Below are 20064 nucleotides of genomic sequence, written 5' to 3' on the forward strand. Positions count from 1 at the left end.
GTGACGATTCTCGGTATCGGTTTGGACTTGGTGACCATCTCCGAGTTCGCCGAGCAGCTGCAACGGTCGGGGACGACGATGCTCAGGGAGAGCTTCACCGCTGGTGAACGCCGCTACTGCCAGAGCAAGCAGACGGACCCGGCCCGCAGCTTCGCCGCACGCTGGGCCGCGAAGGAGGCGGTGCTCAAGGCCTGGGCATCGTCTCGCTTCGCGCGCAGCCCGCAGATCGGGGACAACCCGTATCCGCTGATCGAAGTCGTCAACGACGCTTGGGGCAGGCCGAGCATCAAGCTGCACGGCCTGGCCGCGGAGTTCCTGCCCCGGGTGCGCGTGCACCTGTCGCTGACCCATGACGGCGACACGGCCGCGGCCATGGTCGTCCTGGAGGATCCGGGCGAGCTGGCCGACCTGATCGAGGGCAGGGAAACCACCCGCTAGACCGTCGCGGACCGCTCACTTCTCGTGCGCGGTCCGCGATTCCTTTTCCGCCACCAGCAGGTAGGCGACCATCAGTCGCTTGAGCTCGGCGACCGCGTCGGCGTTGGTCTGCTCGTCCTGGACGGAGAAGTTCAGCATCGAATACACCACGTGCACCAGCACTTCGGCCATCATCGTGCGCCGCGCGCGGGGGGTGCGGGGAGTCAGCGGCCGCAGCATCTGCGACACGACCTCGGCGAACTCCTTCTCGTGCAGCGCGCCGGTGGCCCTGGTGGAGGGCGTGGACTGCATGGCCAGCCACACCTCACGTCGCGAGGGATCGGTGGTCCACAGGTTCGCCAGGTGGTCGACGAACTGGTTCATGTGCCGCAGCCAGTCCAGCGAGGGGATCTCACCGTGGAAGTCGGCCAGCTCACGCGAAACCGCGACCAGGTCTTGCCGATTGAGCTCGCAGACGATCACGTACTTGTTGGCGAAGAACTGGTACAGCGTGCCGATCGGCACCTCGGCCCGCTGGGCCACCTCTTCACAGGTGAACGACTCGAACCCGACTTCGACGAGCAGCTCCCGGGAGGACTGCAACAGCGCGTCGAACTTGCGCTTGCTGCGTTCCTGGGTCGGCCGCTTGCGGGGCATCAGCTCCTGCGGGTCGTCCTGCAATTCCAGCGCAGGGTCCAGACGGGTGTGCTTCGACCGGGCCTGCGCGTGTACCTCCACCCACCCAGGCTAGCGGTATACACAGTCCGGCGACACGCGTCTACCGACAGCGTGTCAACAACTGGGCGAAATTCCTCCCATCCAGGCGGAGGATGGTGACGAATCATGAGATGAGCGTGCGTGCATCCGCACGCTTATTCGCGGCGATCTCTTTGCCGCAACCGACCTACCGCGAAGTGATGGGCCCCGCGTGGTCCGTCCCGCATCGTTTCGCACAGGGAAGGCTTGACTTGTGGCTGCAGGATCTGTGATCACGCTCGGCGTCAGTACCGAGCGAGGCGCCGTGCACGCGGTGGCGTTCGCCGACTCGGGCGCCACCCTCACCGACCGGATGCTGCTGCGGCGCACGGTCCGTGCCGGGGGAGACGGAAAGGCCGACATCGCCGCCGCGGTGCAGACCGCGCTGGACACGATGGCCGCCGAACTCGAGGACGAGCACGAGATCGCCGGGGTGGCAGTGAGTTACCGCGACGCCGTCGAGCGCCGCGCCATCGTCACCAGGCTCGCGTCGACCCCGTGGCACACGGCCTCGCTGGTCTCGGCCAAGTCCGCGCACCTGTTCCTCGCGGGGGCGATGACCTGGCTCGACGAGTTCGACAATCTGCTGGTCTACGAGGCCGTGCCCGGCCACCAGGCGATGACGCTGCTCGATCCGGGCAGGCACCGGGTCCTGGCCGCGTCGGCGCAGACCGGCGCGCCGACGCCGGGGGCGCTGCAGGCCGGGGTGTCCTCGGCGTGGGACCAGTTCGAGGCCGCGGATGTGCGTCCCAGCGCGGTGGTGCTGGTCGGCTCCTCGGCCGACGCGCCCGCGGTGCGCGACGCCGTCGCCGGATTCGGCGTGCCGGTGCTGCCGTGCAGGCTGGCGCCGTTCGCGCCCGCCGCGGGCGCGGCGCTGGTCGCGCTGAACGATGTCACCGAGGCGCCCGTCCCGGCCGCTCCGCAGTCCAAGCGCGGCACCGCGATGGTCGCGGCGGCCGCGAGCCTGCTGGCGGGCGGTCTGGTCGCCGGCGGCGCGTACGCGGTGATGAACGGTGGACCGCAGGGGGTGGACAACACGGCGGTGTCGTCGGAGCCCGCCGCCGGTCCCGCGCCGGTGGTTCCGCCGCGACCCGGCGTCCAGGACGCCGCCGACACCGGGTCGACGGGCGGTGTCGGTTCGCAGAGCGGACTCCAGGTGGATCCCGCCGGTGAGCCGGTCGACACCTCGACCTACGAACACATGTCGCCGAACCCGCAGCTGATCGACCCGAGTCAGTTCCCGCTGGACTATCCCACCCAGCTGTACGGCGATGCGCCGCAGGGCGATCCGCTGCCGCTCGAGCCCGCCCCGGTGGTCCCGCAGACACCGGCCGCGGCGCAGACGGTGCCGGGCACCGGGATTCCGATGGGCATGCAGCCCGCGCAGGCGCCGGTGCTGCCGGAGGGGCCGCGCACCGAATCGGCGGACTGAGCAGAGCGGAGAATCGGGCAGATCGGGAAGGGCCGCGCGGACTTTCGCGCGGCCCTTCCCGCTGCCACCGGTCGTGTGCTCACACGCTGGTGCGGCGGCGGAACAGCACACCGGCGGCGAGGAATCCGGCCCCCGCGATGCCCGCGCACCACAGCACCGCGAGCAACCCGCTGTCGCCGATCGGCGTGCCCATCAGCAGGCCGCGCGTCGTCTCGATCACCGGGGTCACCGGCTGGTTCTCGGCGAAGGCGTGCAGCCAGGTCGGCATCGACTCGGTCGGCACGAACGCGCTGCTCACGTACGGCAGGAACATGAACACGAAGGTGAAGCCGTTGGCAGCCTCCGGGTTCCGGGCCAGCAGCCCCAGCGCGGCCGACAGCCACGACAGGGCGAACACGAACATCGCCAGCACGCCGAACACGCCGAGCCAGCGCAGCGGATCGGTGGTCGGCCGGAACCCGAGCGCCACCGCGACACCGATCACGATCGCGGAGGTGAGCAGGTTGCGCAGCACGCTCTCCACCACGTGCCCGGTGAGCACTGCCGAGCGGGCGATGGCCATGGCGCGGAACCGGTCGACGATGCCCTCGGCCAGATCGGTGGACAGCGCGACCGCCGTGGTCGACGCGCCGAACCCCGCGCACAGCAGGATGATGCCGGGCACCACGTAGTCGATGTAGGCGCCGGGGCCGACGTCCATGGCGCCGCCGAAGACGTAGACGAACATCAGCAGGATCATCACCGGCAGCGCGATCGTCATGATCATCGTGTCGGGACTGCGCAGTGTGTGGCGGATGTTGCGGTCGAGCATGGTCGTGGAGTCCTTGGCGGCGCGCACGAGCCTGGCCGCGGGCGAAAGGGACATGGCGGTGGCTCTTTTCGTTCGGTGGATCATGCCGCGACGTGGTCGCGGTCGGTGAGCGCGAAGAAGACGTCGTCGAGGTCGGGGGTGTGCACGGTCAGCTGTTCGACGGTGATGTCGAGGGCGGCGAACCGGTCGAGCAGGTCTTTGATCTGCGCGGTGCCGCCGCTCGTCGGCACCTGCAGCGTCAGCTGCTCGGGATCGGCGAGCGCGTCCGGGACGGCGTGGTGCGCCGCGGTGAGCCGGCGGTGGTCGGGGAAGCGGAGCAGCAGGTGTCCGCCGGGGACACGGCGTTTGAGTTCGTCGGGGGTGCCGTCGGCGACGATGACGCCGCCGTCGAGCACGGCGATCCGGTCGGCCAGCTGGTCGGCCTCCTCGAGGTACTGGGTGGTGAGGACGATGGTGGTGCCGTCGGCGGCGAGCTCCCTGATCGCGGCCCACAGGTCGCGCCTGCTGCGCGGGTCGAGGCCGGTGGTCGGCTCGTCCAGGAAGACCATGCGCGGCCTGCCCATCAGGCTCATGGCCAGATCGAGCCTGCGGCGCATGCCGCCGGAGTAGGAGTCGACCGCGCGATCGGCGGCGTCGGCGAGGTCGAAGCGTTCGAGCAGTTCGGCGCCGCGCCGGGCGGTCTCCCGCGCGCCCAGATGCAGCAGGCGACCGGTCAGGCGCAGGTTCTCGGCGCCGGTGAGGACACCGTCGACCGCCGCGTACTGCCCGGTGACGCCGATCAGTCCGCGGATGGTGTCGGCCTCGGCCAGCAGGTCGTGCCCGAGGACCAGCGCCCGCCCGTGGTCGGGACGGATCAGCGTGGTCAGGATGCGCACGAGCGTGGTCTTGCCCGCGCCGTTGGGGCCGAGGAGGGCGAACACGGTGCCCGGCGCGACCTCCAGGTCCAGGTCGGCGAGGACGACGTGCGCGCCGAAGGTCTTGCGCAACCCCCGGATCGCGAGGGCGGGTGCGGTGGTCATGGGTTCGCTCCGATCGAGAAACTGTTTATGTGATAAACATAGTTTATAGAGTAAGCAGTTCTCGGGCGCAAGGGTCCGGTGGCGATAGAGTCGGGGGAACCGAGGAGGCAGGGACTAGATGACGACATCCGGCGACACGGCGCTACCGAAAGCGGTCGAGCTGATGTGGGGTCTGGAGCAACCGGGAAGCCGGGGACCCCGGCGCGGGCTCACCCTCGACCAGATCCTCGACGCCGCGATCGCCGTCGCCGACGCGGAGGGGTACGCGGCGCTGTCGATGAACCGGGTCGCCAAGCAACTCGGCTTCACGGCGATGTCGCTGTATCGCTATGTGGACAGCAAGAACACGCTGGTCGACCTGCTGGTCGACCGGGTGGTCGGCCCACCGCCGGAGATCGACCCGGACATGCCGTGGCGGGCGGGGCTGGAGACGTGGGCGCACGCGGAATTCGAACGGATCGGGATCCACCCGTGGTGGGTGGACGTCCCGCTGAACCGGCCACCGCTGGGGCCCAACAACATGGCCTGGCTCGACGCGGGGCTGCGGACCCTGAGCACGACCGCGGTACCCGAATCGATCAAGCTCCAGCTGGTCATGAACCTGTCGATGTTCGTGGTGTCCAAGCAGCGCGCGGTGCGCGATCTGCAGACGGAGGCGGACGGCGACTTCGCCGGGGTGCTGGCCAGGGTGCTCGACCCGCAGCGCTTTCCCTCGGTGACGGCCGCGCTGTCCGCCTCCGCCTTCTACGACGACGAGATCGACTGGGGTAAGGCCGATTTCGAATTCGGTCTGGCGCGGTTGCTGGACGGCTACGAGGTCTTCGTCCGCACCTTCGCCTGAGCGGCTACACCGACAGGTCGCGGCGCAGCTTGGCCACGTGCCCGGTGGCCCGCACGTTGTACTGGGCCACCTCGATCTTGCCCTCGGCGTCGACGAGGAAGGTCGAACGGATCACGCCGGTGACGGTCTTGCCGTACATCTTCTTCTCGCCGAACGCGCCCCACTCCTGCAGGACGGTGCGCTCGGGGTCCGACAGCAGCGGGAAGGTCAGGCCCTCGGCGTCGCGGAACTTGGCCAGCTTGGCGGGCTTGTCCGGCGAGATGCCGACGACGTCGATCCCGGCGCCGCCGAGCTCGGCCAGGTTGTCGCGGAAGTCGCAGGCCTGCTTGGTGCAGCCGGGGGTGCTCGCGGCCGGGTAGAAGTAGACGATCACCTTGCGGCCGCGATAGTCCGACAGCGACACGTCCTTGCCGTCGGCGTCGGGCAGCGTGAAATCGGGTGCGGTGTCTCCGGGGGAGAGGCGATGGTTGTCGGTCACCACCGCACGGTAACCGACCGGGCCCGGCGTGGGCATGGATAGACTCGTCGGCGAGCAGCAGACACATACTGGAGGTGACGGTGGCCAAGAACGACACCGACCGGATCGAGCGTGAGATCGAGATCGCGCGCGCCCGGTTGGCGACGACGCTCGACGAACTGGCGGTGCGTGCCGATCCGCAGCGGATCGCCGACGACACCAAGGCGGTCGTGGTCGCCAAGTTGAACGAGCCGAAGGTCAAATACACCCTGATCGGCGCGGGCGCGCTCGTCGCGGGCCTGGTCCTGGTCAAGATCTTCCGCCGCTGACACGCGGCCACAACGCGAAACACCCGATGCGGCACAGCCACATCGGGTGTTTCTGTGTCAGCCGATCACCACGTTTTCGGCGAGGTCACGAGGCCGAAAACCCGCGGCGCCAGCCGCCGAAACTACTGCGTGGGGCAGGCCAGCCCGTCACCGTCGGGGTCGAGGTGGGGGGAGTAGCCCGCCTCGCCGCGGAACAGGGGAGCGCGACCCTGCGCGTAGGCGTCGTCGCAGCTGCGGAACGCGCCACCCGCCGAGCCCGACTGGACCAGGTTGGCCGAGCCGGTCGCGCCGAGGAGGGAGTCGAAGCTGGAGGAGCCGGTGCCCGCGGAGCCGGTGGGCACGTTGGCGTGGGCGGCGGGGACGGCGAGCAGGGAAATCCCCACTGCGGCGAGGCTGACGGTCAGCCGACGAACGTTCATGGATTCCTCGATGTCTGCGCGTTTCGGTTGTGGGCCCGGACACTTCACGCGTCGGGCGGCCCCGTCCACCTTTGTGACGGGGCCGCCCGTTGTCAACCGCGCGCGTGTCCCGGCCCGTGGCCGATCATTCGCCCAGGCGTCGACCGGTGCGGTGTTCGGCGGGAACGGTCCCCATCCGGCCCGCCTGGAAATCCTCCATGGCCTCGATGATCTCCTCCTTGGTGTTCATCACGAACGGCCCGTACTGGATCACCGGCTCGCGCAACGGCATTCCGCCGAGCAGCAGGACCTCGAGGTCGCCGGTGGTGGTGTGCTGTTCGGTGTCGGCGGCGAGGGTGATGGCGTCGCCCTTGCCGAAGACCGCCAGCTGACCGGCGCGGATCGGCCTGCGATCGGGGCCGACCGTGCCGCTGCCCGCCAGCACGTACGCCATCGCGGTGTAGTCCGTCGGCCACGGCGTCTCCAGCTGCGCGCCGGGGCTGAGGGAGGCGTGCGCGTAGGCGATCGGGGTGTAGGTGGAGCCGGGGCCCGCGAAACCGGCGAGGTCACCGGCGATCACCCGGACCAGGGCGCCGCCGTCGTGCGAGCTCACCAGGGTGAGCTCCCCGGCGCGCAGATCCTGGTAGCGCGGGGTGGCGAACTTGTTCGCCCGCGGCAGGTTGACCCACAGCTGGATGCCGTGGAAGGTGCCGCCGGAGATGACCAGCTTCTCCTCGGGCAGTTCGTCGTGCAGCATGCCCGAGCCCGCGGTCATCCACTGTGTGTCGCCCTCGCTGATCACGCCACCGCCGCCCTGGGAATCGTGGTGGACCATGGTGCCGTCGAGCATGTAGGTGACGGTCTCGAAGCCGCGATGCGGATGCCACGGCGCGCCCTTGGCCTCGTAGGCGACCGGGCCCATCTGGTCGAGCAGGATGAACGGATCGGCCGAGCGCAGGTCCAGGCTCGGGAACGGCCGGGTCACCTCGAAGCCCGCGCCTTCCTGCTGGCGCGCGGCGGTGACGAGCCGGCGGACCGGTCGCTGGGTCGCGGTGACGTCGGGGCGGGGCAGCCGGGGCAGCACCATGATGTCGTCGACGGTGATTGCGGGCATGGGATGCGCCTCCTGGTCGAGTGGCTTTGTTTCCATGTCAACCAAATGCGTTCTAGGATCATTCCCGTGACCCGATGGTTGACCGACGAAGAGCAGCAGACCTGGCAGGCCTACATCCGCATGCGCCAGCGTCTGGACGCGGCCCTGGCCGCAGGCTTGGCCGAGCACGGTCTGTCCATGCCGGACTACGAGCTGATGGTGGCACTGTCGGCCACACCGAACGGGTGCATGCGGGCCAAGGAACTCGCGGCCGAGGTGTGCTGGGACAAGTCCCGGCTCTCCAAGCAACTCGCCCGGATGGCCGCGCGCGGCCTGGTCGACCGGCGCCCCGCCGAGGACGACGCGCGCGGCATCGTCGTCTCGCTCACCGACGAGGGCCGCGCCGTCCTCGGCCGCGCCGCGCCCGAACACGTCGAACTGGTGCGCGCGGTGTTCGTCGACCGCTTGTCCGAGGAGGAGAGCACCGCGATCCGGACGCTGGCGGCGAAGGTGGTTTCCGCCTGCGACGCGCGCGGCGCCCTGCCCGCGTGACCTCGTCTAAGTCAGTTCCGTCCCGGTGGTCGCGGAGATGTGGGCGGGCACCTCGCCCGCGTAGTCACCGGTGGTGAGGGTGCCCGCGGGTTCGAACAGGAGCAGGGTCGCGCCCTCGGCCGAGGACGGGCGGTGGTCGACGCCGCGCGGAACCACGTAGGTGTCGTTGCGGCACAAGGTGACTCGTCGCGGCGCCGCGCCCGGCTCGCGCAGGTCGATGTCGAGCGTGCCGTCGAGGACGAGGAAGAACTCGTCGGTGTCGTGATGCGCGTGCCACAGGTGCTCGCCGCGCACCTTGGCCAGGCGCACGTCCCAGTCGTTGACGCGGGTCAGGATGCGGGGGCTCCACAGCTCGTCGAAGGCGGCGAGCGCGGTGTCGATGTTCCTCGGTCGATCGGTCATGCCCTCATGGTCGCGCTTGCGGTCACCCCCGCGACAGTGCGATGAATGGCATATGTCGAAAGATTTCTCGCAGCCGGGTCTGCACCGGGTCGCGGCCCTCGTCGACGAGGGCTCCAACCCGTTCGAGCTGGCCTGCATGACCGAGGTGTTCGGCATCGAGCGGTCTGAGGTGGGCGGGCTGCTCTACGACTTCCGGCTGTGCGCGCACCAGCGCGAGGTGCCGATGCGGCAGAACTTCTTCACCATGACCGGGCTGGCCGAGCTGGACCTGCTCGATGCGGCCGACACGGTGATCGTCCCCAACCGGCCGGACACCGCCGCCCCGCGTCATCCGGCGGTACTCGCGGCGATCGCGCGAGCACACGCCCGCGGGGCGCGGCTGGTCGGCATGTGCAGCGGCGCGTTCACCCTGGCCGATGCCGGGGTACTGCGCGGTCGACGGGTGACGCTGCACTGGCAGTGGGCCGACGAATTCCGCCGCCGCTTCCCCGACACCGAGGTCGACGACACGGTCCTGTTCATCGACGACGGCGACATCCTCACCTCGGCGGGCAGCGCGGCGGCCCTCGACCTCGCCCTGTACCTGGTCGGCCGCGACCACGGCACCGAGATCGCCACCGCGGTCGCCCGGCGCCTCGTCTTCGCCGCGCACCGTCGCGGCGGCCAGCGCCAGTTCATCGAGCGCCCGGTGCCGAGCGCGCCCGGCCCGTCCCTGGCGGCGACCCTGGAGTGGGCCGAACACCATGCGACCGAACCCCTCACGGTCGCCGACCTGGCCGCCCGCGCCCGCGTCAGCGTGGCCACCCTGCATCGCCACTTCCGCGCCGAACTCGGCTGCACCCCGCTGGCCTGGCTCACCGCCCGCCGCCTCGACCACGCCCGCCGCCTCCTCGAAACCACCGACCTTCCCATCGACCGCGTCGCCGCCGAGTGCGGCCTCGGCACCACCGCCAACCTCCGCACCCACCTCGCCGCCGCCACCGGCCTCACCCCCACCGCCTACCGCACCCAATTCCGCGCCAGCGCAAGGTGATCCGGCGTCCTGCGCTCTCGCCGCACGGCCTTGCGCGAGCCCGTCAGCGGGGCGGAGGAAATCCCGGGGGCCGCGTGTTCGCGCTCGCTGAGCAACTCGAGCATCCGGACGCGGACCGGATGGCCGAGGGGGTCCCGGCTCCGTGGTGAACCCCGTCCCGCTGTGGCGATAAGGTGAGCCATGCCCATCGCTTCGCTCAACGGCATCCAGCTCAGCTACGACGTCACCGGCTCGGGGCCGCTGGTCCTGCTCGTGATGGGCAGTGGCAGCCCCGGCCGGGTCTGGCGGACCTATCAGGTGCCCGCCCTGGTCAAGGCCGGATTCCGGGTCGCCACGGTCGACAATCGGGGGATCGCGCCGTCGTCGGAGTCGGCGGCGGGCATCACCATGGCCGATCTCGTCGGCGACACCGCGGCGCTGATCGAGCACCTGGGCGCGCCCGCGCACGTGGTCGGCACGTCGATGGGTTCGCGGGTCGTCGCCGAACTCGCGCTGGCGCGGCCCGAACTGCTGGGCAAGGCGGTCATGTTCGCCGCGACCGCGCGGCCGCATCCGGTCTCGGGCACGCTCAACCGGGGTGAGCAGGCGCTGTACGACAAGGGCATCCAGTTGCCGCCGGAGTACGCGGCCGCGGTGAAGGCGATGCTCAACCTCTCCCCGCACACCCTGGCCGATCCCGCCAAGGCACAGGAATGGCTCGACATCTTCGAATTCACCTCGGGCAAGGGCACTCCCGGCACCCGCGCCCAGCTCGGACTCGACCGTTCGCAGGACCGGCGCGAGGCCTACCGCGCGATCACCGTGCCCAGCTTGGTGGTCGGTTTCGCCGACGACCAGATGGTGCCGCCCCGGTTCTGCCGCGAGGTCGCCGAGGCCATCCCGCACGCCCGCTACGCCGAGATCGAACGCTGTGGCCACTACGGCTACCTCGAACAGCCCGACGAGATCAACCGCGTCCTCGTCGAATTCCTGACCGCCGCGTGAGGTAGTCAGGACGGCTGGATCAGCGCCGCGGCGGCGGCCGCCGCGATGGCCGACGCCACGGCGCCCAGCGCGGGGGAGTCGAGTTTCCACTGCTGCCAGTACAGCGGCACGTCGATGTGCGCGTACCCGTCCAGGTTGACGAGAGTCCCTGCCGCCCTGTCCTTTTCGGTTTGCAGGTCGGGGAGCATGCCCCAGCCCATGCCCAGCCGCACCGCGTCACCGAAGGCGTTCGAGGACGGGACGTAATGGGTCGGCGGGTCGATCGGGTCCGGGGACTGGCCGCGCACGTGACGGAACTGCAGGTCGTCCTTGCGGTCGAACTGGATCATCGGGGCGTGCGCGTAGGACCCCGGCCGCGCCCCGTCCGGGAACCATCGCCGGACGAAGTCCGGACGGGCGAGTGCCTGGTAGCGCATGGCCCCCAGCGGCTCGACCCGGCAGCCCTGCACGGGCGTGGCCGTGGCGGTGATGGCCGCCATCACCGTCCCGTCGCGGAGCAGGCGGGTGGTGTGTTCCTCGTCCTCGCGGTGCAGTTCGACACACACCAGGTGGCCGACGCCGGCGAGCGCGGGCATCACCCAGGTCTCGAGCGAGTCGGCGTTCACCGCGATCGGGATGCGGGCGGCGCGGCCGGCGGGCCGATCGGCGTCGCCGAGTTCGCGCGCGGTGTCGCGGGCGAGCAACTCGACCTGGCGGGCCAGGCGCAGCACGGCGAGCCCGGAGTCGGTGGCGCGCACCGGTTTCGAGCGCTGCAACAGGATACGGCCCGCCGCTTCCTCCAGTGCCTTGATCCGCTGGCTGATGGCGGACGGGGTCACGTTCAAGCGCCGGGCGGCGGCGTCGAAGGTGCCCTCGGTGAGTGCCGCGTCGAGCGCGCGCAACTGGTCGAGCTGGAAATCCACGTAAGAGATTCTAATGGTGCTGAAGAATCATTAGCTGGCCTGAAAATCTACGGACTCTTAACGTCGAACGGGTGACGGCTTCCTCCGCGGCACTGGCCGCGCTCTCCGGATTGGGCTTCGGGCTCTCGCTCATCGTGGCGATCGGCGCCCAGAACGCGTTCGTACTGCGTCAGGGCATTCGTGGCCTGCATGTGCTGCCGGTGATCGCGGTGTGCGCCGTGTCCGACATCGTCCTCATCGCCGCGGGGGTCGCCGGTTTCGGCACGATCGTCGAGGCGATGCCCGCCCTGCTCACCGTGGCGCGGTACGCGGGCGCGGCGTTCCTGCTCGGCTACGCCGTGCTGGCGGTACGGCGGGCGCTGAGCTCGTCGACGCTGATCGCCGAGGGGGCGGGCGCGACGGTGGCCGTCGGCGCGTCGGTGCTCACCTGCCTCGCGTTGACCTGGCTCAATCCGCACGTCTACGTGGACACGGTGGTCCTGCTCGGCTCGTTCGCCAGCACCTACGCCGCGCCGGAACGGTGGTTCCTGGCCGCGGGGGCGATGCTGGCGAGCGTGCTCTGGTTCCTGGCGCTCGGCTACGGCGCGCGCCGTCTCGCCCCGCTGTTCGCGCGGCCGCTCGCCTGGCGGATCCTCGACTCGGTGATCGCGGCGATCATGCTCGCGCTGGCGGCCGGTCTGCTGCTGGCCTGATCAGGACCCGGACCACGGCGTGACGGGCGGCTTCACCCACAGCAGCTTCTCGTCCGCGTGCGCGCGCACGGCGGCGGCGTGTCCGGGATTGCGCGCGGCCCACGCGTCCTTCTGGTCGAGCAGGTCGGCGACCACCCGCCACGTCTCGCCGGTGCTCGGCGGATTGGTGTCGGCGGCCCTGGCCAGCTTGCGCAGGGTGGCCGCGGGCAGCGCGAGCAGCTCGGCGCTGCGGATATCGCGGGCCCAGACGTAGGCGGCCAGGCGGCGGGCCTTGGCGACGCGGCTCGCGGTGGCGGCGTCGGAGTGCGCGTGATCGGGTGCCTGATCGGCGCTGTCTGGCACGGGGGCGATTCTACGACGAACGCCCGCGCTCCGGTCGTGGTGACCGGGGCGCGGGCGTGCACCCGTCAGGTGGCTCAGTACGCGCTGTTGACGTTGTCCATCGAGCCGTAGCGGTGCGCGGCGTAGTTGCAGGCCGCGACGATGTTGGAGACCGGGTTCCAGACGTCGAACGGGGTGCCCTCGACGTGGTACGCGGCGAAGGTGGGGTCGATCACCTGCAGCAGGCCCTTGGAGGGGATGCCCATCGCGGCGTTGGAGTCCCACAGGTTGATCGCCTGGGGGTTGCCGGTGGACTCGCGCATGATGTTGCGGTGGATGCCCTCGTAGGTGCCGGGGATGCCCTTGGCGGCCATGATGTCGAGGGCCTGGCGAATCCAGCCGTCCAGGTTGTCCGGGTACGCCGGCGGGGCGGGCGCGGGCTCGGGCATCGGGGCCGGAGCGGGCTCCGGTGCGGGCGCGGGGGCGACTTCCGGCGCGGGGGCCGGAGCCGGGATCGCCTCGACGGCGGGGGCGGCGCCGACGGCGGGGATGTTCTCCGCCTGCTCGACGACCATGGCAGCACGCTCGGGCACGCTGTCGTCCGCGAAGGAGACGGCGGAGGACGCGGCTACGGCGACCAGGCCGACCGCGGCGACCGCCACGGTGAACGCCTCACGGCGGGAACGACGGCCGATAACGGTGCTGAGCTTGTCTTTGTTGAGCATTGCTTTTCTGTTCCTTCATCTCTGTCTGGCGACCGCGGGCCCATGAGGGCGCGGTGGATCGCGCAGCGCGCACGCGGCGGCGCACGCCGGTCAGGCGATGTGTTGTTTCTGTCTGTATGGGAATGTGCGACGCTGTCGGGGTCGGACTCGCTCGATGGCGGTCCGCGCGTCGCACGGTGCTCCACAGCTGGCTGCGGGGAGACCACGCGCTGTTCGATCCCTCGCTCCGGAGGTTGGATACTCCCGGGCTGACCAAACCGCAGGTCCGTTTTTGACCTGATTGCAGAATGGTCACGACTGGTTAACAGAAGGTGAACGGGATCTGAACGGCAAACGATGCCGATCTTGGTCGCTTCGTCCGGCAGTTGCGGAATCGTTATGTATGCAGGGGGTTTGCGACCGTAATCAGTGTGGTCCGCCTCACAGAAAAAGTTTGCCCAGATCGGGTTTCACGAGCGTTTGCGCAGCTCCAGCGTGTCCGGATCGGGACAGCAGTGGCTTGCCGGGCTTCTCCTCATGGCGGTTCGATCACGACGCCGTGACCGTCGGATGACTCCGCGATGGGGTGTCATCGGCGGCCGCGGGCCGGCTCGAGCCGGGGTGTGCAATTCGCACCGCGATCCGCGCCAACCTGCCACGACTCACCATGGTGACGCCGGAAAGGGCTCGCCATAGTGGGGGAAGGCTTCATACCGCACGGTCACACCCACGAGTCGAGGGAGATCAGGACAGCATGAGAACCGACGGCACGAGATACAGCAATTTCACCGGCTGGATCGATCGACCCGACGATGTGCAGCCCGCTCTGGACGGCGATCTCACCTGCGACATCGCGGTGGTCGGCGGCGGCATGGGCGGCATGGCGACCGCCCTGCGCCTCGCCGAGCGCGGCCAGGACATCGTCCTGCTGGAGGCCGAGTTCTGCGGCTACGGCTCGGCCTCGCGCAACGGCGGTCAGATCGCCGGGGCGCCGGGTGGGGACCTGCGGATGCTCGGCCTGTTCTCCGGCAGCAAGCTCTCGGTGATGGCTAAGCTGGCCGAGCACGCGGGCCATTACGTGGAAGATCTCATGAAGACCCATGACATCGACTGCGACTATGTGCCGAACGGCTTGGTGTGGGGTGCGATTTCCCCGCTCATGATGCTCAGGGTCCGCACACAGGCGGCGATTCTGCGCGCCGTCGGCGGGCAGGGGACAGTCGGCAACCGTGCGCAGCTCGGCCTTCCGACCGGCTTCGTCGGCGGTATGCGAGAGGCCATCGGCGGCATGCTGAACCCCGGCAAACTCGCCCGAGGTGTACGGCGAGCCGTACTCGACTCGCCGGTCAAGCTCTACGAGCGGACTCCGGTGAGCGACGTCCGCAGGACGAGCGGCATCGTCGAACTCACCACCCCCAACGGCACTGTGCGGGCGAACAAAGTGGTGCTGGCCACCAGCGCCTACGCCGGCGAATGGGACATCACGCCCAAGAACCTCTCGGTGCCGCTGTACGTCATCGAGATCGAGACCGAACCCATCGCGCCCGAGCGGCTCGCCGAGCTGGATTGGACCAGCCGGTCCGGCATCATCACCCAGCACCAGGTCATGACCCACTACCGGCTCACCGAGCGCAACACCATCGTCTGTGGGGTCCGCAGGCCGGAGCGCGGTGCGAGCTACCCGCTGCCGGATCGGGTTCCGTCCCCGATCCTCGTGCAGGACATGGCGGCCGACCTGGCCGACCGGTTCCCGACGCTGGCCGATGTGTCCATCGCACAGGCCTGGGGCGGTTGGATCGGCATCAGCGCGGACTGGCTGTCCGTCGCGGGCCAGGTGGGCAACAACGTCTACTACTCGATGGCCTGCAACGGCCACGGCCTCTGTCAGGTTCCGTATGTGGGCAAGATGATCGCCGACTACATCGTCGACGACGAGATGCCGGAGGACCTCGCGGGCATCTGGTCGGACGCCCCGAAGTACCCGGCATCGATGGACCTGGTCATGAACCCGTTGGTGCTGAGGCTCGTCTGGAGCGTGGACCGGATGAACGACTTCTTCAGCGGCAGCAAGACGCTGGCACGGCGGCAGCTGCGTCGCCGAGGACGCGCGAAGCGCTGACGTGCGGTCGGGGTGACCCTGCCGCCGCGAGCGGGCGGCGGTCAGCCCGTGCCGCGGATCCGGAGCACTGTCAGCGCCGTGGCGACCTCCGTCGGCCGTTCGGCGAACGGGCGGGGGAGCAGTTCGTCGACGCGGGCGAGCCGCCGGTCGATCGTGTTGCGGTGGGTGAACAGCCGTTCCGCGGTACTCGACCGGTTGAGTCCTTCCTCGACGCAGGTGAGCACCGTCTGATGCAGGACCGGACTCGCGTCCTCGAAGTCGCCGAGGACATCGGTGACGAACTGATCGAGCTGGCTGACATCGGCCGACATCAGGTCGATCATCTGGACGTCCTCGTAGCGGATCACGGCCAGATTCGAGCGGAGCCGCGCGAGAAGGCGTTGTGCCGCCGCGGCATCCAGGTGGGTTCGCCGGAATCCGGTGATACCCGCGGCCGCGCGGCCCAGCGCCACGCGGGCCCGGGGGTGGCGGCTGATCAACTCCTCGAGATCCGCGGCGGGCGGTACGGTCCTCCCCGGAATCCACAGCCACTGGGCGGAAGTTCCCGCCACAACGGTCAGCCTGCTCGTCGCGCCGCAGGCCCGCATCAACTGCTCGCTCACGGCTTCGAGCGCGTGCGCGTTGCGCTCGGAATCCGTCCACACCACAGCGCCGATGTGTGAGCCGGTCAGCGCGTAACCCAGCTGGGCCTCGGCCCGTGCCTGCGCGATGTCGGCACCCTGCAGCAGCAATTCGACGGTGGCGTAGCGCTGCAGCTGCGCGCCGCCCGCGAACTCCGCGCGGACCTCGTCGACCTGTTGTGCCAGTGCCGCGATGTCGTCGTCGACGGAGGTGGTCACCGAGCACGCGGAGATCGCCACCAGCTCCTCGAGCTCCTCGAGATCGCCTGCCGCCCGGAAGCATTCGGCGAGCCACCACCGCCACACGACGTACTGTCCGGCCCGCCACGAGGTGACCTCGTCGGTGGTGAGGCCGCGGAGAACGACGTTGCGCGCGTAGGTTCGCGTCTCCTCGCTGTCCGCCGGAGCGACTCGCGCGCCGGGCGCGGCGATGTTCGCCGTCAGCCACTTCTTGAGGGAGAAGACTCCGACGCGGTCGCTGGCCTCGGCCAGCACGGGGTCCCGGGAGATCTCCAGGTAGCGGGGATCCCGCAGCGTCGCCTCCTCCATGTCGGCCAGAATCTCGGTGTGCCTGGCGAGCATGGTCTCGGCGATGTCGCGGAGGAGCTCGCGCACCCGATCGGAAGGCGCGGGCCACAGCTCACCGGATCCCACGGTCATCGGTCACGAACCTCCTTCGCTCGCCGTGCCAACGAGTATGCGCCGCCCGCCCCGGCGATCGGGGCGGCGGGCCGGGAGGGGTGAGATTTCCACCACTGTGGCCCGCAAGACGCTGAGATTCGATGTGGTGTGCGCCACACCCGACCCGGCAACCTGGATACCTCACGACGCGCTCGGCGCGGGGAAGGTAGCGAAGGATGAGCAACTCAGTATCCGGCCCGGAGTGCTTCGACGTCGTCGTCATCGGCGGAGGGATCTCGGGGATCGGCGCCGCGACGTACATCACCAGGGAGTTCCCGAACAAGAAGGTGGTGCTGCTCGAAGGGCGCGATTCCCTCGGCGGCACGTGGGACCTGTTCAAGTACCCCGGCATCCGCTCCGACTCGGACCTGCACACCTTCGCCTACGAGTTCAAGAGCTGGAAGAACGAGAACGCGATCGCCGACGCCCCACTGATCCTCGACTACCTCGCCGAGACCGTCGCGGAGAACGGCCTGGCCGATCGCGTGCGCTACCGGCACAAGGTGGTCTCGGCCGCATGGTCGAGCGATGACGCCCAGTGGCTGCTCGAGGTCGACGTGACGGAGGCCGACGGCACCGTGCGCCGCGAGGTCGTCAAGGCCGGCTGGGTGTTCGGCGCCACCGGCTACTACGACTACGAGAAGGGCTTCACCCCGGAGTTCCCCGGCCGCGAGGACTTCACCGGCGACGTCATCCACCCGCAGCACTGGCCCGAGGGGTACGACTACTCCGGCAAGAAGGTCGTGGTGATCGGCAGCGGCGCCACCGCGATCACGCTGATCCCGTCGATGCTGAAGGGTGACGGCGCGGCCGCGCACGTCACGATGCTGCAGCGCACGCCGACCTACATCCTGACGCTGCCGCGGGTGGACGCCCTGAGCCTGAAGCTCACCCGCCTGCTCGGCGAGCGCGGCGGCTACCTGGCCACCCGGTGGAAGAACATCCTCACCGACTGGGCCGTCGTCGAGCTGCTGACCCGCTTCCCGAACGCTTCCCGCCGCTTCATCCGCGGGATCAACGTCAAGGAGCTGCCCGCCGGCTTCGATGTCGACAAGCACTTCAACCCGCCCTACAACCCGTGGGAACAGCGCCTCTGTCTCGCGCCCGACGGCGACTTCTTCGCGTCCATCCGCGACGGCGGCGCCTCGGTGGTGACCGACCGCATCCGCCGGTTCACCGCCACCGGTATCGAACTCGAGTCCGGCGAGCACCTCGACGCCGACGTCATCGTCACCGCGACCGGGCTGAACCTGCGCCTGTTCGGCGGCATCGACCTGACGGTGGACGGGCGCCCCGTCGACCTGCCCAACTCCGTGGTGTACCGCGGCATGATGCTGTCCGGCGTGCCGAACTGGATGAACGCGATCGGCTACACCAAGTCGTCCTGGACACTCAAGATCGGACTGCTCGGCAAGAGCATCGTCGAGCTGCTGCGCCACATGGACACCCACGGCTACGACACCGCCGTGCCGCACGCGCCCGACGGCGTCGGCACCCGCTCGATGCTCGACCTGAACTCGGGCTACATGCAGCGCGCCAAGAACGATCTGCCGCGCCAGGGCGATGCCGTGCCCTGGAAGATGGAGAACGTCTTTCTCGACGACCGGAAGATGTATCGCGGCTCGGTGATCGATCGGAATCTCCGGTTCAGCTCGCGTCTCGAGCGGGAGGTCTGCGGCCGCACCGTCGCGGAAGAGGCGCTCTCATGACCGTGACCGCCCAGGCGCTCGCGCCCGTTCAGGCGCCCGCGGCGTTGAGCGTTGCCGAGCGGCTTCAGCGCGCCGCGTTCACCGGCCTCGGCAGCCTCCCCGGCGGTCTGCTCCGGCGGCTCGCGCCGCGAGTGGTCAACGCCGACGGTGACGTGCTGGCGCCCGAGATCGCGTTGCTGTTGAAGGCCACCGCGGGCGCCCCGGACTTCAGCGACGGGACTCCGGAGCAGGCACGCGCGATCGTCGCGAACGACTCCCGGGTGTTCGCCGACAAGGCACCCGCCGGCGTACGTGTCGAGCCGGAGATCGTGCTGCCGACCGGTTTGCGCGCGACCATGTACCGCCCTGCGGTGCCCTCGAACGCCCTGGTCCTGTTCCTGCACGGCGGCGGCTTCGTCCTGAGCAGCAGACAGGACTACGACGTGCCCGTCCGCTTGATCGCCGACGGTGCCGGCGTCAACGTGCTCTCGGTCGAGTACGGCGTGGCGCCGGAATCCCCGTTCCCCGGCCCCGTCGACGACGCCGTCACCGCCTGGCGGTTCGCCGTGGAGCACTGCGCTCAGTGGGGAGTCGACCCCGCGCGGATCGTGCTGCTCGGCGACAGCGCGGGCGGCAACCTGTGCGCCGTGCTGGCCAACATCGTGGCGGGCGAGCAGGTCCGGCCCTGTCTACAGGTACTCATGTACCCGGTCGTGGACGCGGTGGGGAACTACCCCTCGCGCAGGGAGTTCGCCGGCAACGCCGCACTGTCGGCCAAGCAGATCGCCTGGCTGACGGACCTGTACCTGCCGGACCGGCTGGACGCGGTCGACCCGCGGGTCTCGCCGATCCTCGCCGAAGACCTGTCCGGCGCGCCGCCGACGCTGATCACCGTGGCCGGTTTCGATCCCCTCCGGGACGAGGCGCTCGCGTACGCCCGGCGCCTCGAGGAGGCGGGCGTCCCGGTGCGCGTCTTCCGTGAGAGCGGCCTCGTGCACGGCTACGTCTCGATGACCCGCATCAGCCCCACCGCCCGCGCCGCGCTCGACCGGGTCACCGGCACCATCCGCACCACCCTCCAGGAGTTCCGATGAGCACCACCCGCATGATCCTCGTCCTGCTCGCCGACTTGGCGATGGTCTGGGCAGGCTTCTACTACGGCATCAAGTTGCTGCGCGGCAACCGCAACTTCCTGCTCGGCCTCGAATGGGTCGTGATGGCGGTGTCCGGCGTGAACGTGCTGTACCTCGCCGCGATCAACGTGGACCACGAGAGCCTCAGTTACCACGCCATGGTCTTCTTCGACGCCTTCTCCCGCTCGTTCGGTATGACGGTGATCCTCGTCCTCGGCTTGATGGCGGTGACACACCGATACCGCCCGAGCTGGGTGGTGGAGGCCCTCGCCATCGTGGCCGGCATCGCGGTGGGCCTCAACCGTGCCCTCGAACCCCGTGCGGTGGAACCGAGCTGGGCGATCTTCTACCTCGTGATGAACCTCGCCGCCGCCCTGTTCGTGTTCGTCTACCTGGTCCCGAAGCTGTGGCGCGCTGGCGATCGCGGCAACGCGACCTGGGTGGCGATCGGCGCCGCGCTCGGCGCCTACGTGGCCATCATCTACGACTACTTCCCGATCCCCGGCGACGACGCGGACCACACACTGTTCTACATCATCTCGCTGACGATCTGGGCCCTGATGATCGTGACCTTCTCGCGCGGCTACCTCGCCCTCGAACGAATCAACGCGCAGGCCGGCGAACGCACGTCGGTTCCGGAAGGCGCCATCCCGCGAGAAACAACCGCGTAGGCCGGGCCG

The 20064-nt window shown here is 69.6% G+C and carries 23 protein-coding genes; 12 read left to right on the forward strand and 11 right to left on the reverse strand.

All coding sequences use genetic code 11. The annotated features are described in order from the left end of the window. The gene (locus tag AB0H56_RS06550) at positions 1-438 is read left to right on the forward strand and encodes a holo-ACP synthase (RefSeq protein WP_110039378.1); all 438 of its coding nucleotides are present in this window, start codon (positions 1-3) and stop codon (positions 436-438) included. A gap of 15 nt (positions 439-453) precedes the next feature. Here AB0H56_RS06550 and AB0H56_RS06555 read toward each other — a convergent pair whose 3' ends face one another. Then, a complete protein-coding gene (locus AB0H56_RS06555; protein ID WP_233001701.1) occupies positions 454-1074 on the reverse strand; it encodes a TetR/AcrR family transcriptional regulator in 621 nt (206 codons plus the stop codon). Positions 1075-1387: 313 nt separating this feature from the next. Between AB0H56_RS06555 and AB0H56_RS06560 the strand changes: the two genes are divergently transcribed. After that, positions 1388-2605, forward strand: coding sequence for a hypothetical protein (locus AB0H56_RS06560; protein WP_357158219.1), 1218 nt, complete (start codon positions 1388-1390; stop codon positions 2603-2605). 79 nt (positions 2606-2684) lie between these two features. On the opposite strand, the gene AB0H56_RS06565 is transcribed toward AB0H56_RS06560, so the two are convergent. Together AB0H56_RS06565 and AB0H56_RS06570 are read right to left on the reverse strand one after the other, a co-directional pair. Continuing rightward, entirely contained in the window at positions 2685-3470 is a 786-nt protein-coding gene (locus AB0H56_RS06565) for an ABC transporter permease (protein WP_357158222.1), read from the reverse strand. 26 nt (positions 3471-3496) lie between these two features. Beyond that, positions 3497-4435, reverse strand: coding sequence for an ATP-binding cassette domain-containing protein (locus tag AB0H56_RS06570; RefSeq protein ID WP_357158225.1), 939 nt, complete (start codon positions 4433-4435; stop codon positions 3497-3499). Positions 4436-4553: 118 nt separating this feature from the next. Here AB0H56_RS06570 and AB0H56_RS06575 point away from each other — a divergent pair, with 118 nt between their 5' ends. Then, positions 4554-5276 (forward strand): TetR/AcrR family transcriptional regulator, encoded by a 723-nt coding sequence (locus AB0H56_RS06575; RefSeq protein ID WP_357158227.1) that lies wholly within the window; start codon positions 4554-4556, stop codon positions 5274-5276. Positions 5277-5280: 4 nt separating this feature from the next. On the opposite strand, the gene bcp is transcribed toward AB0H56_RS06575, so the two are convergent. Then, positions 5281-5754: a thioredoxin-dependent thiol peroxidase gene (gene bcp / locus AB0H56_RS06580; RefSeq protein WP_110039601.1), complete on the reverse strand. Its 474-nt coding sequence runs from the start codon at positions 5752-5754 to the stop codon at positions 5281-5283. An 80-nt stretch (positions 5755-5834) separates the two neighbouring features. Here bcp and AB0H56_RS06585 point away from each other — a divergent pair, with 80 nt between their 5' ends. Then, entirely contained in the window at positions 5835-6062 is a 228-nt protein-coding gene (locus AB0H56_RS06585; protein WP_232997148.1) for a DUF3618 domain-containing protein, read from the forward strand. Between the two features lie 122 nt (positions 6063-6184). On the opposite strand, the gene AB0H56_RS06590 is transcribed toward AB0H56_RS06585, so the two are convergent. After that, positions 6185-6481: an excalibur calcium-binding domain-containing protein gene (locus AB0H56_RS06590; protein ID WP_110039384.1), complete on the reverse strand. Its 297-nt coding sequence runs from the start codon at positions 6479-6481 to the stop codon at positions 6185-6187. A gap of 124 nt (positions 6482-6605) precedes the next feature. Further along, positions 6606-7574 carry a pirin family protein gene (locus tag AB0H56_RS06595; protein ID WP_357158231.1) on the reverse strand — a complete coding sequence of 323 codons (969 nt, stop codon included), beginning with the start codon at positions 7572-7574 and terminating at the stop codon, positions 6606-6608. Positions 7575-7640: 66 nt separating this feature from the next. Here AB0H56_RS06595 and AB0H56_RS06600 point away from each other — a divergent pair, with 66 nt between their 5' ends. Further along, complete coding sequence (locus tag AB0H56_RS06600) at positions 7641-8105, forward strand: MarR family transcriptional regulator (protein WP_357158234.1); 465 nt, start codon at positions 7641-7643, stop codon at positions 8103-8105. A 6-nt stretch (positions 8106-8111) separates the two neighbouring features. Here AB0H56_RS06600 and AB0H56_RS06605 read toward each other — a convergent pair whose 3' ends face one another. Continuing rightward, positions 8112-8507 carry a cupin domain-containing protein gene (locus AB0H56_RS06605; protein ID WP_357158237.1) on the reverse strand — a complete coding sequence of 132 codons (396 nt, stop codon included), beginning with the start codon at positions 8505-8507 and terminating at the stop codon, positions 8112-8114. 52 nt (positions 8508-8559) lie between these two features. On the opposite strand from AB0H56_RS06605, the gene AB0H56_RS06610 reads away from it, so the two are divergent. Further along, the gene (locus tag AB0H56_RS06610) at positions 8560-9540 is read left to right on the forward strand and encodes a helix-turn-helix domain-containing protein (RefSeq protein ID WP_357158240.1); all 981 of its coding nucleotides are present in this window, start codon (positions 8560-8562) and stop codon (positions 9538-9540) included. A 180-nt stretch (positions 9541-9720) separates the two neighbouring features. Continuing rightward, positions 9721-10524, forward strand: coding sequence for an alpha/beta fold hydrolase (locus AB0H56_RS06615; protein WP_357158243.1), 804 nt, complete (start codon positions 9721-9723; stop codon positions 10522-10524). Between the two features lie 5 nt (positions 10525-10529). Here AB0H56_RS06615 and AB0H56_RS06620 read toward each other — a convergent pair whose 3' ends face one another. Further along, entirely contained in the window at positions 10530-11426 is an 897-nt protein-coding gene (locus AB0H56_RS06620) for a LysR family transcriptional regulator ArgP (RefSeq protein WP_357158246.1), read from the reverse strand. Between the two features lie 71 nt (positions 11427-11497). Between AB0H56_RS06620 and AB0H56_RS06625 the strand changes: the two genes are divergently transcribed. Further along, on the forward strand, positions 11498-12118 hold the full coding sequence (locus AB0H56_RS06625) for a LysE/ArgO family amino acid transporter (protein ID WP_357158249.1): 621 nt from the start codon (positions 11498-11500) through the stop codon (positions 12116-12118). Here AB0H56_RS06625 and AB0H56_RS06630 read toward each other — a convergent pair whose 3' ends face one another. Further along, a complete protein-coding gene (locus AB0H56_RS06630; RefSeq protein WP_357158252.1) occupies positions 12119-12460 on the reverse strand; it encodes a hypothetical protein in 342 nt (113 codons plus the stop codon). Between the two features lie 74 nt (positions 12461-12534). Beyond that, a complete protein-coding gene (locus AB0H56_RS06635) occupies positions 12535-13164 on the reverse strand; it encodes a transglycosylase SLT domain-containing protein (protein ID WP_357158255.1) in 630 nt (209 codons plus the stop codon). A gap of 733 nt (positions 13165-13897) precedes the next feature. On the opposite strand from AB0H56_RS06635, the gene AB0H56_RS06640 reads away from it, so the two are divergent. Continuing rightward, positions 13898-15262: an FAD-binding oxidoreductase gene (locus tag AB0H56_RS06640; RefSeq protein WP_357158258.1), complete on the forward strand. Its 1365-nt coding sequence runs from the start codon at positions 13898-13900 to the stop codon at positions 15260-15262. A 41-nt stretch (positions 15263-15303) separates the two neighbouring features. Here AB0H56_RS06640 and AB0H56_RS06645 read toward each other — a convergent pair whose 3' ends face one another. Beyond that, a complete protein-coding gene (locus AB0H56_RS06645) occupies positions 15304-16542 on the reverse strand; it encodes a helix-turn-helix domain-containing protein (protein ID WP_357158261.1) in 1239 nt (412 codons plus the stop codon). A gap of 197 nt (positions 16543-16739) precedes the next feature. On the opposite strand from AB0H56_RS06645, the gene AB0H56_RS06650 reads away from it, so the two are divergent. From AB0H56_RS06650 to AB0H56_RS06660, 3 genes are read left to right on the forward strand one after another with little or no spacing between them, the layout of a single operon-like run. Continuing rightward, complete coding sequence (locus AB0H56_RS06650) at positions 16740-18272, forward strand: NAD(P)/FAD-dependent oxidoreductase (RefSeq protein ID WP_357158263.1); 1533 nt, start codon at positions 16740-16742, stop codon at positions 18270-18272. Further along, the gene (locus tag AB0H56_RS06655) at positions 18269-19345 is read left to right on the forward strand and encodes an alpha/beta hydrolase fold domain-containing protein (RefSeq protein WP_357158266.1); all 1077 of its coding nucleotides are present in this window, start codon (positions 18269-18271) and stop codon (positions 19343-19345) included. The genes AB0H56_RS06650 and AB0H56_RS06655 overlap by 4 nt, the downstream gene beginning before the upstream one ends. Then, positions 19342-20055: a hypothetical protein gene (locus AB0H56_RS06660; RefSeq protein ID WP_357158269.1), complete on the forward strand. Its 714-nt coding sequence runs from the start codon at positions 19342-19344 to the stop codon at positions 20053-20055. Before AB0H56_RS06655 ends, AB0H56_RS06660 begins: the two co-directional genes overlap by 4 nt. The last annotated feature ends 9 nt before the right edge of the window (positions 20056-20064 follow it).

It is taken from the genome of Nocardia sp. NPDC050717, assembly GCF_040654275.1.
Lineage (GTDB): Bacteria > Actinomycetota > Actinomycetes > Mycobacteriales > Mycobacteriaceae > Nocardia.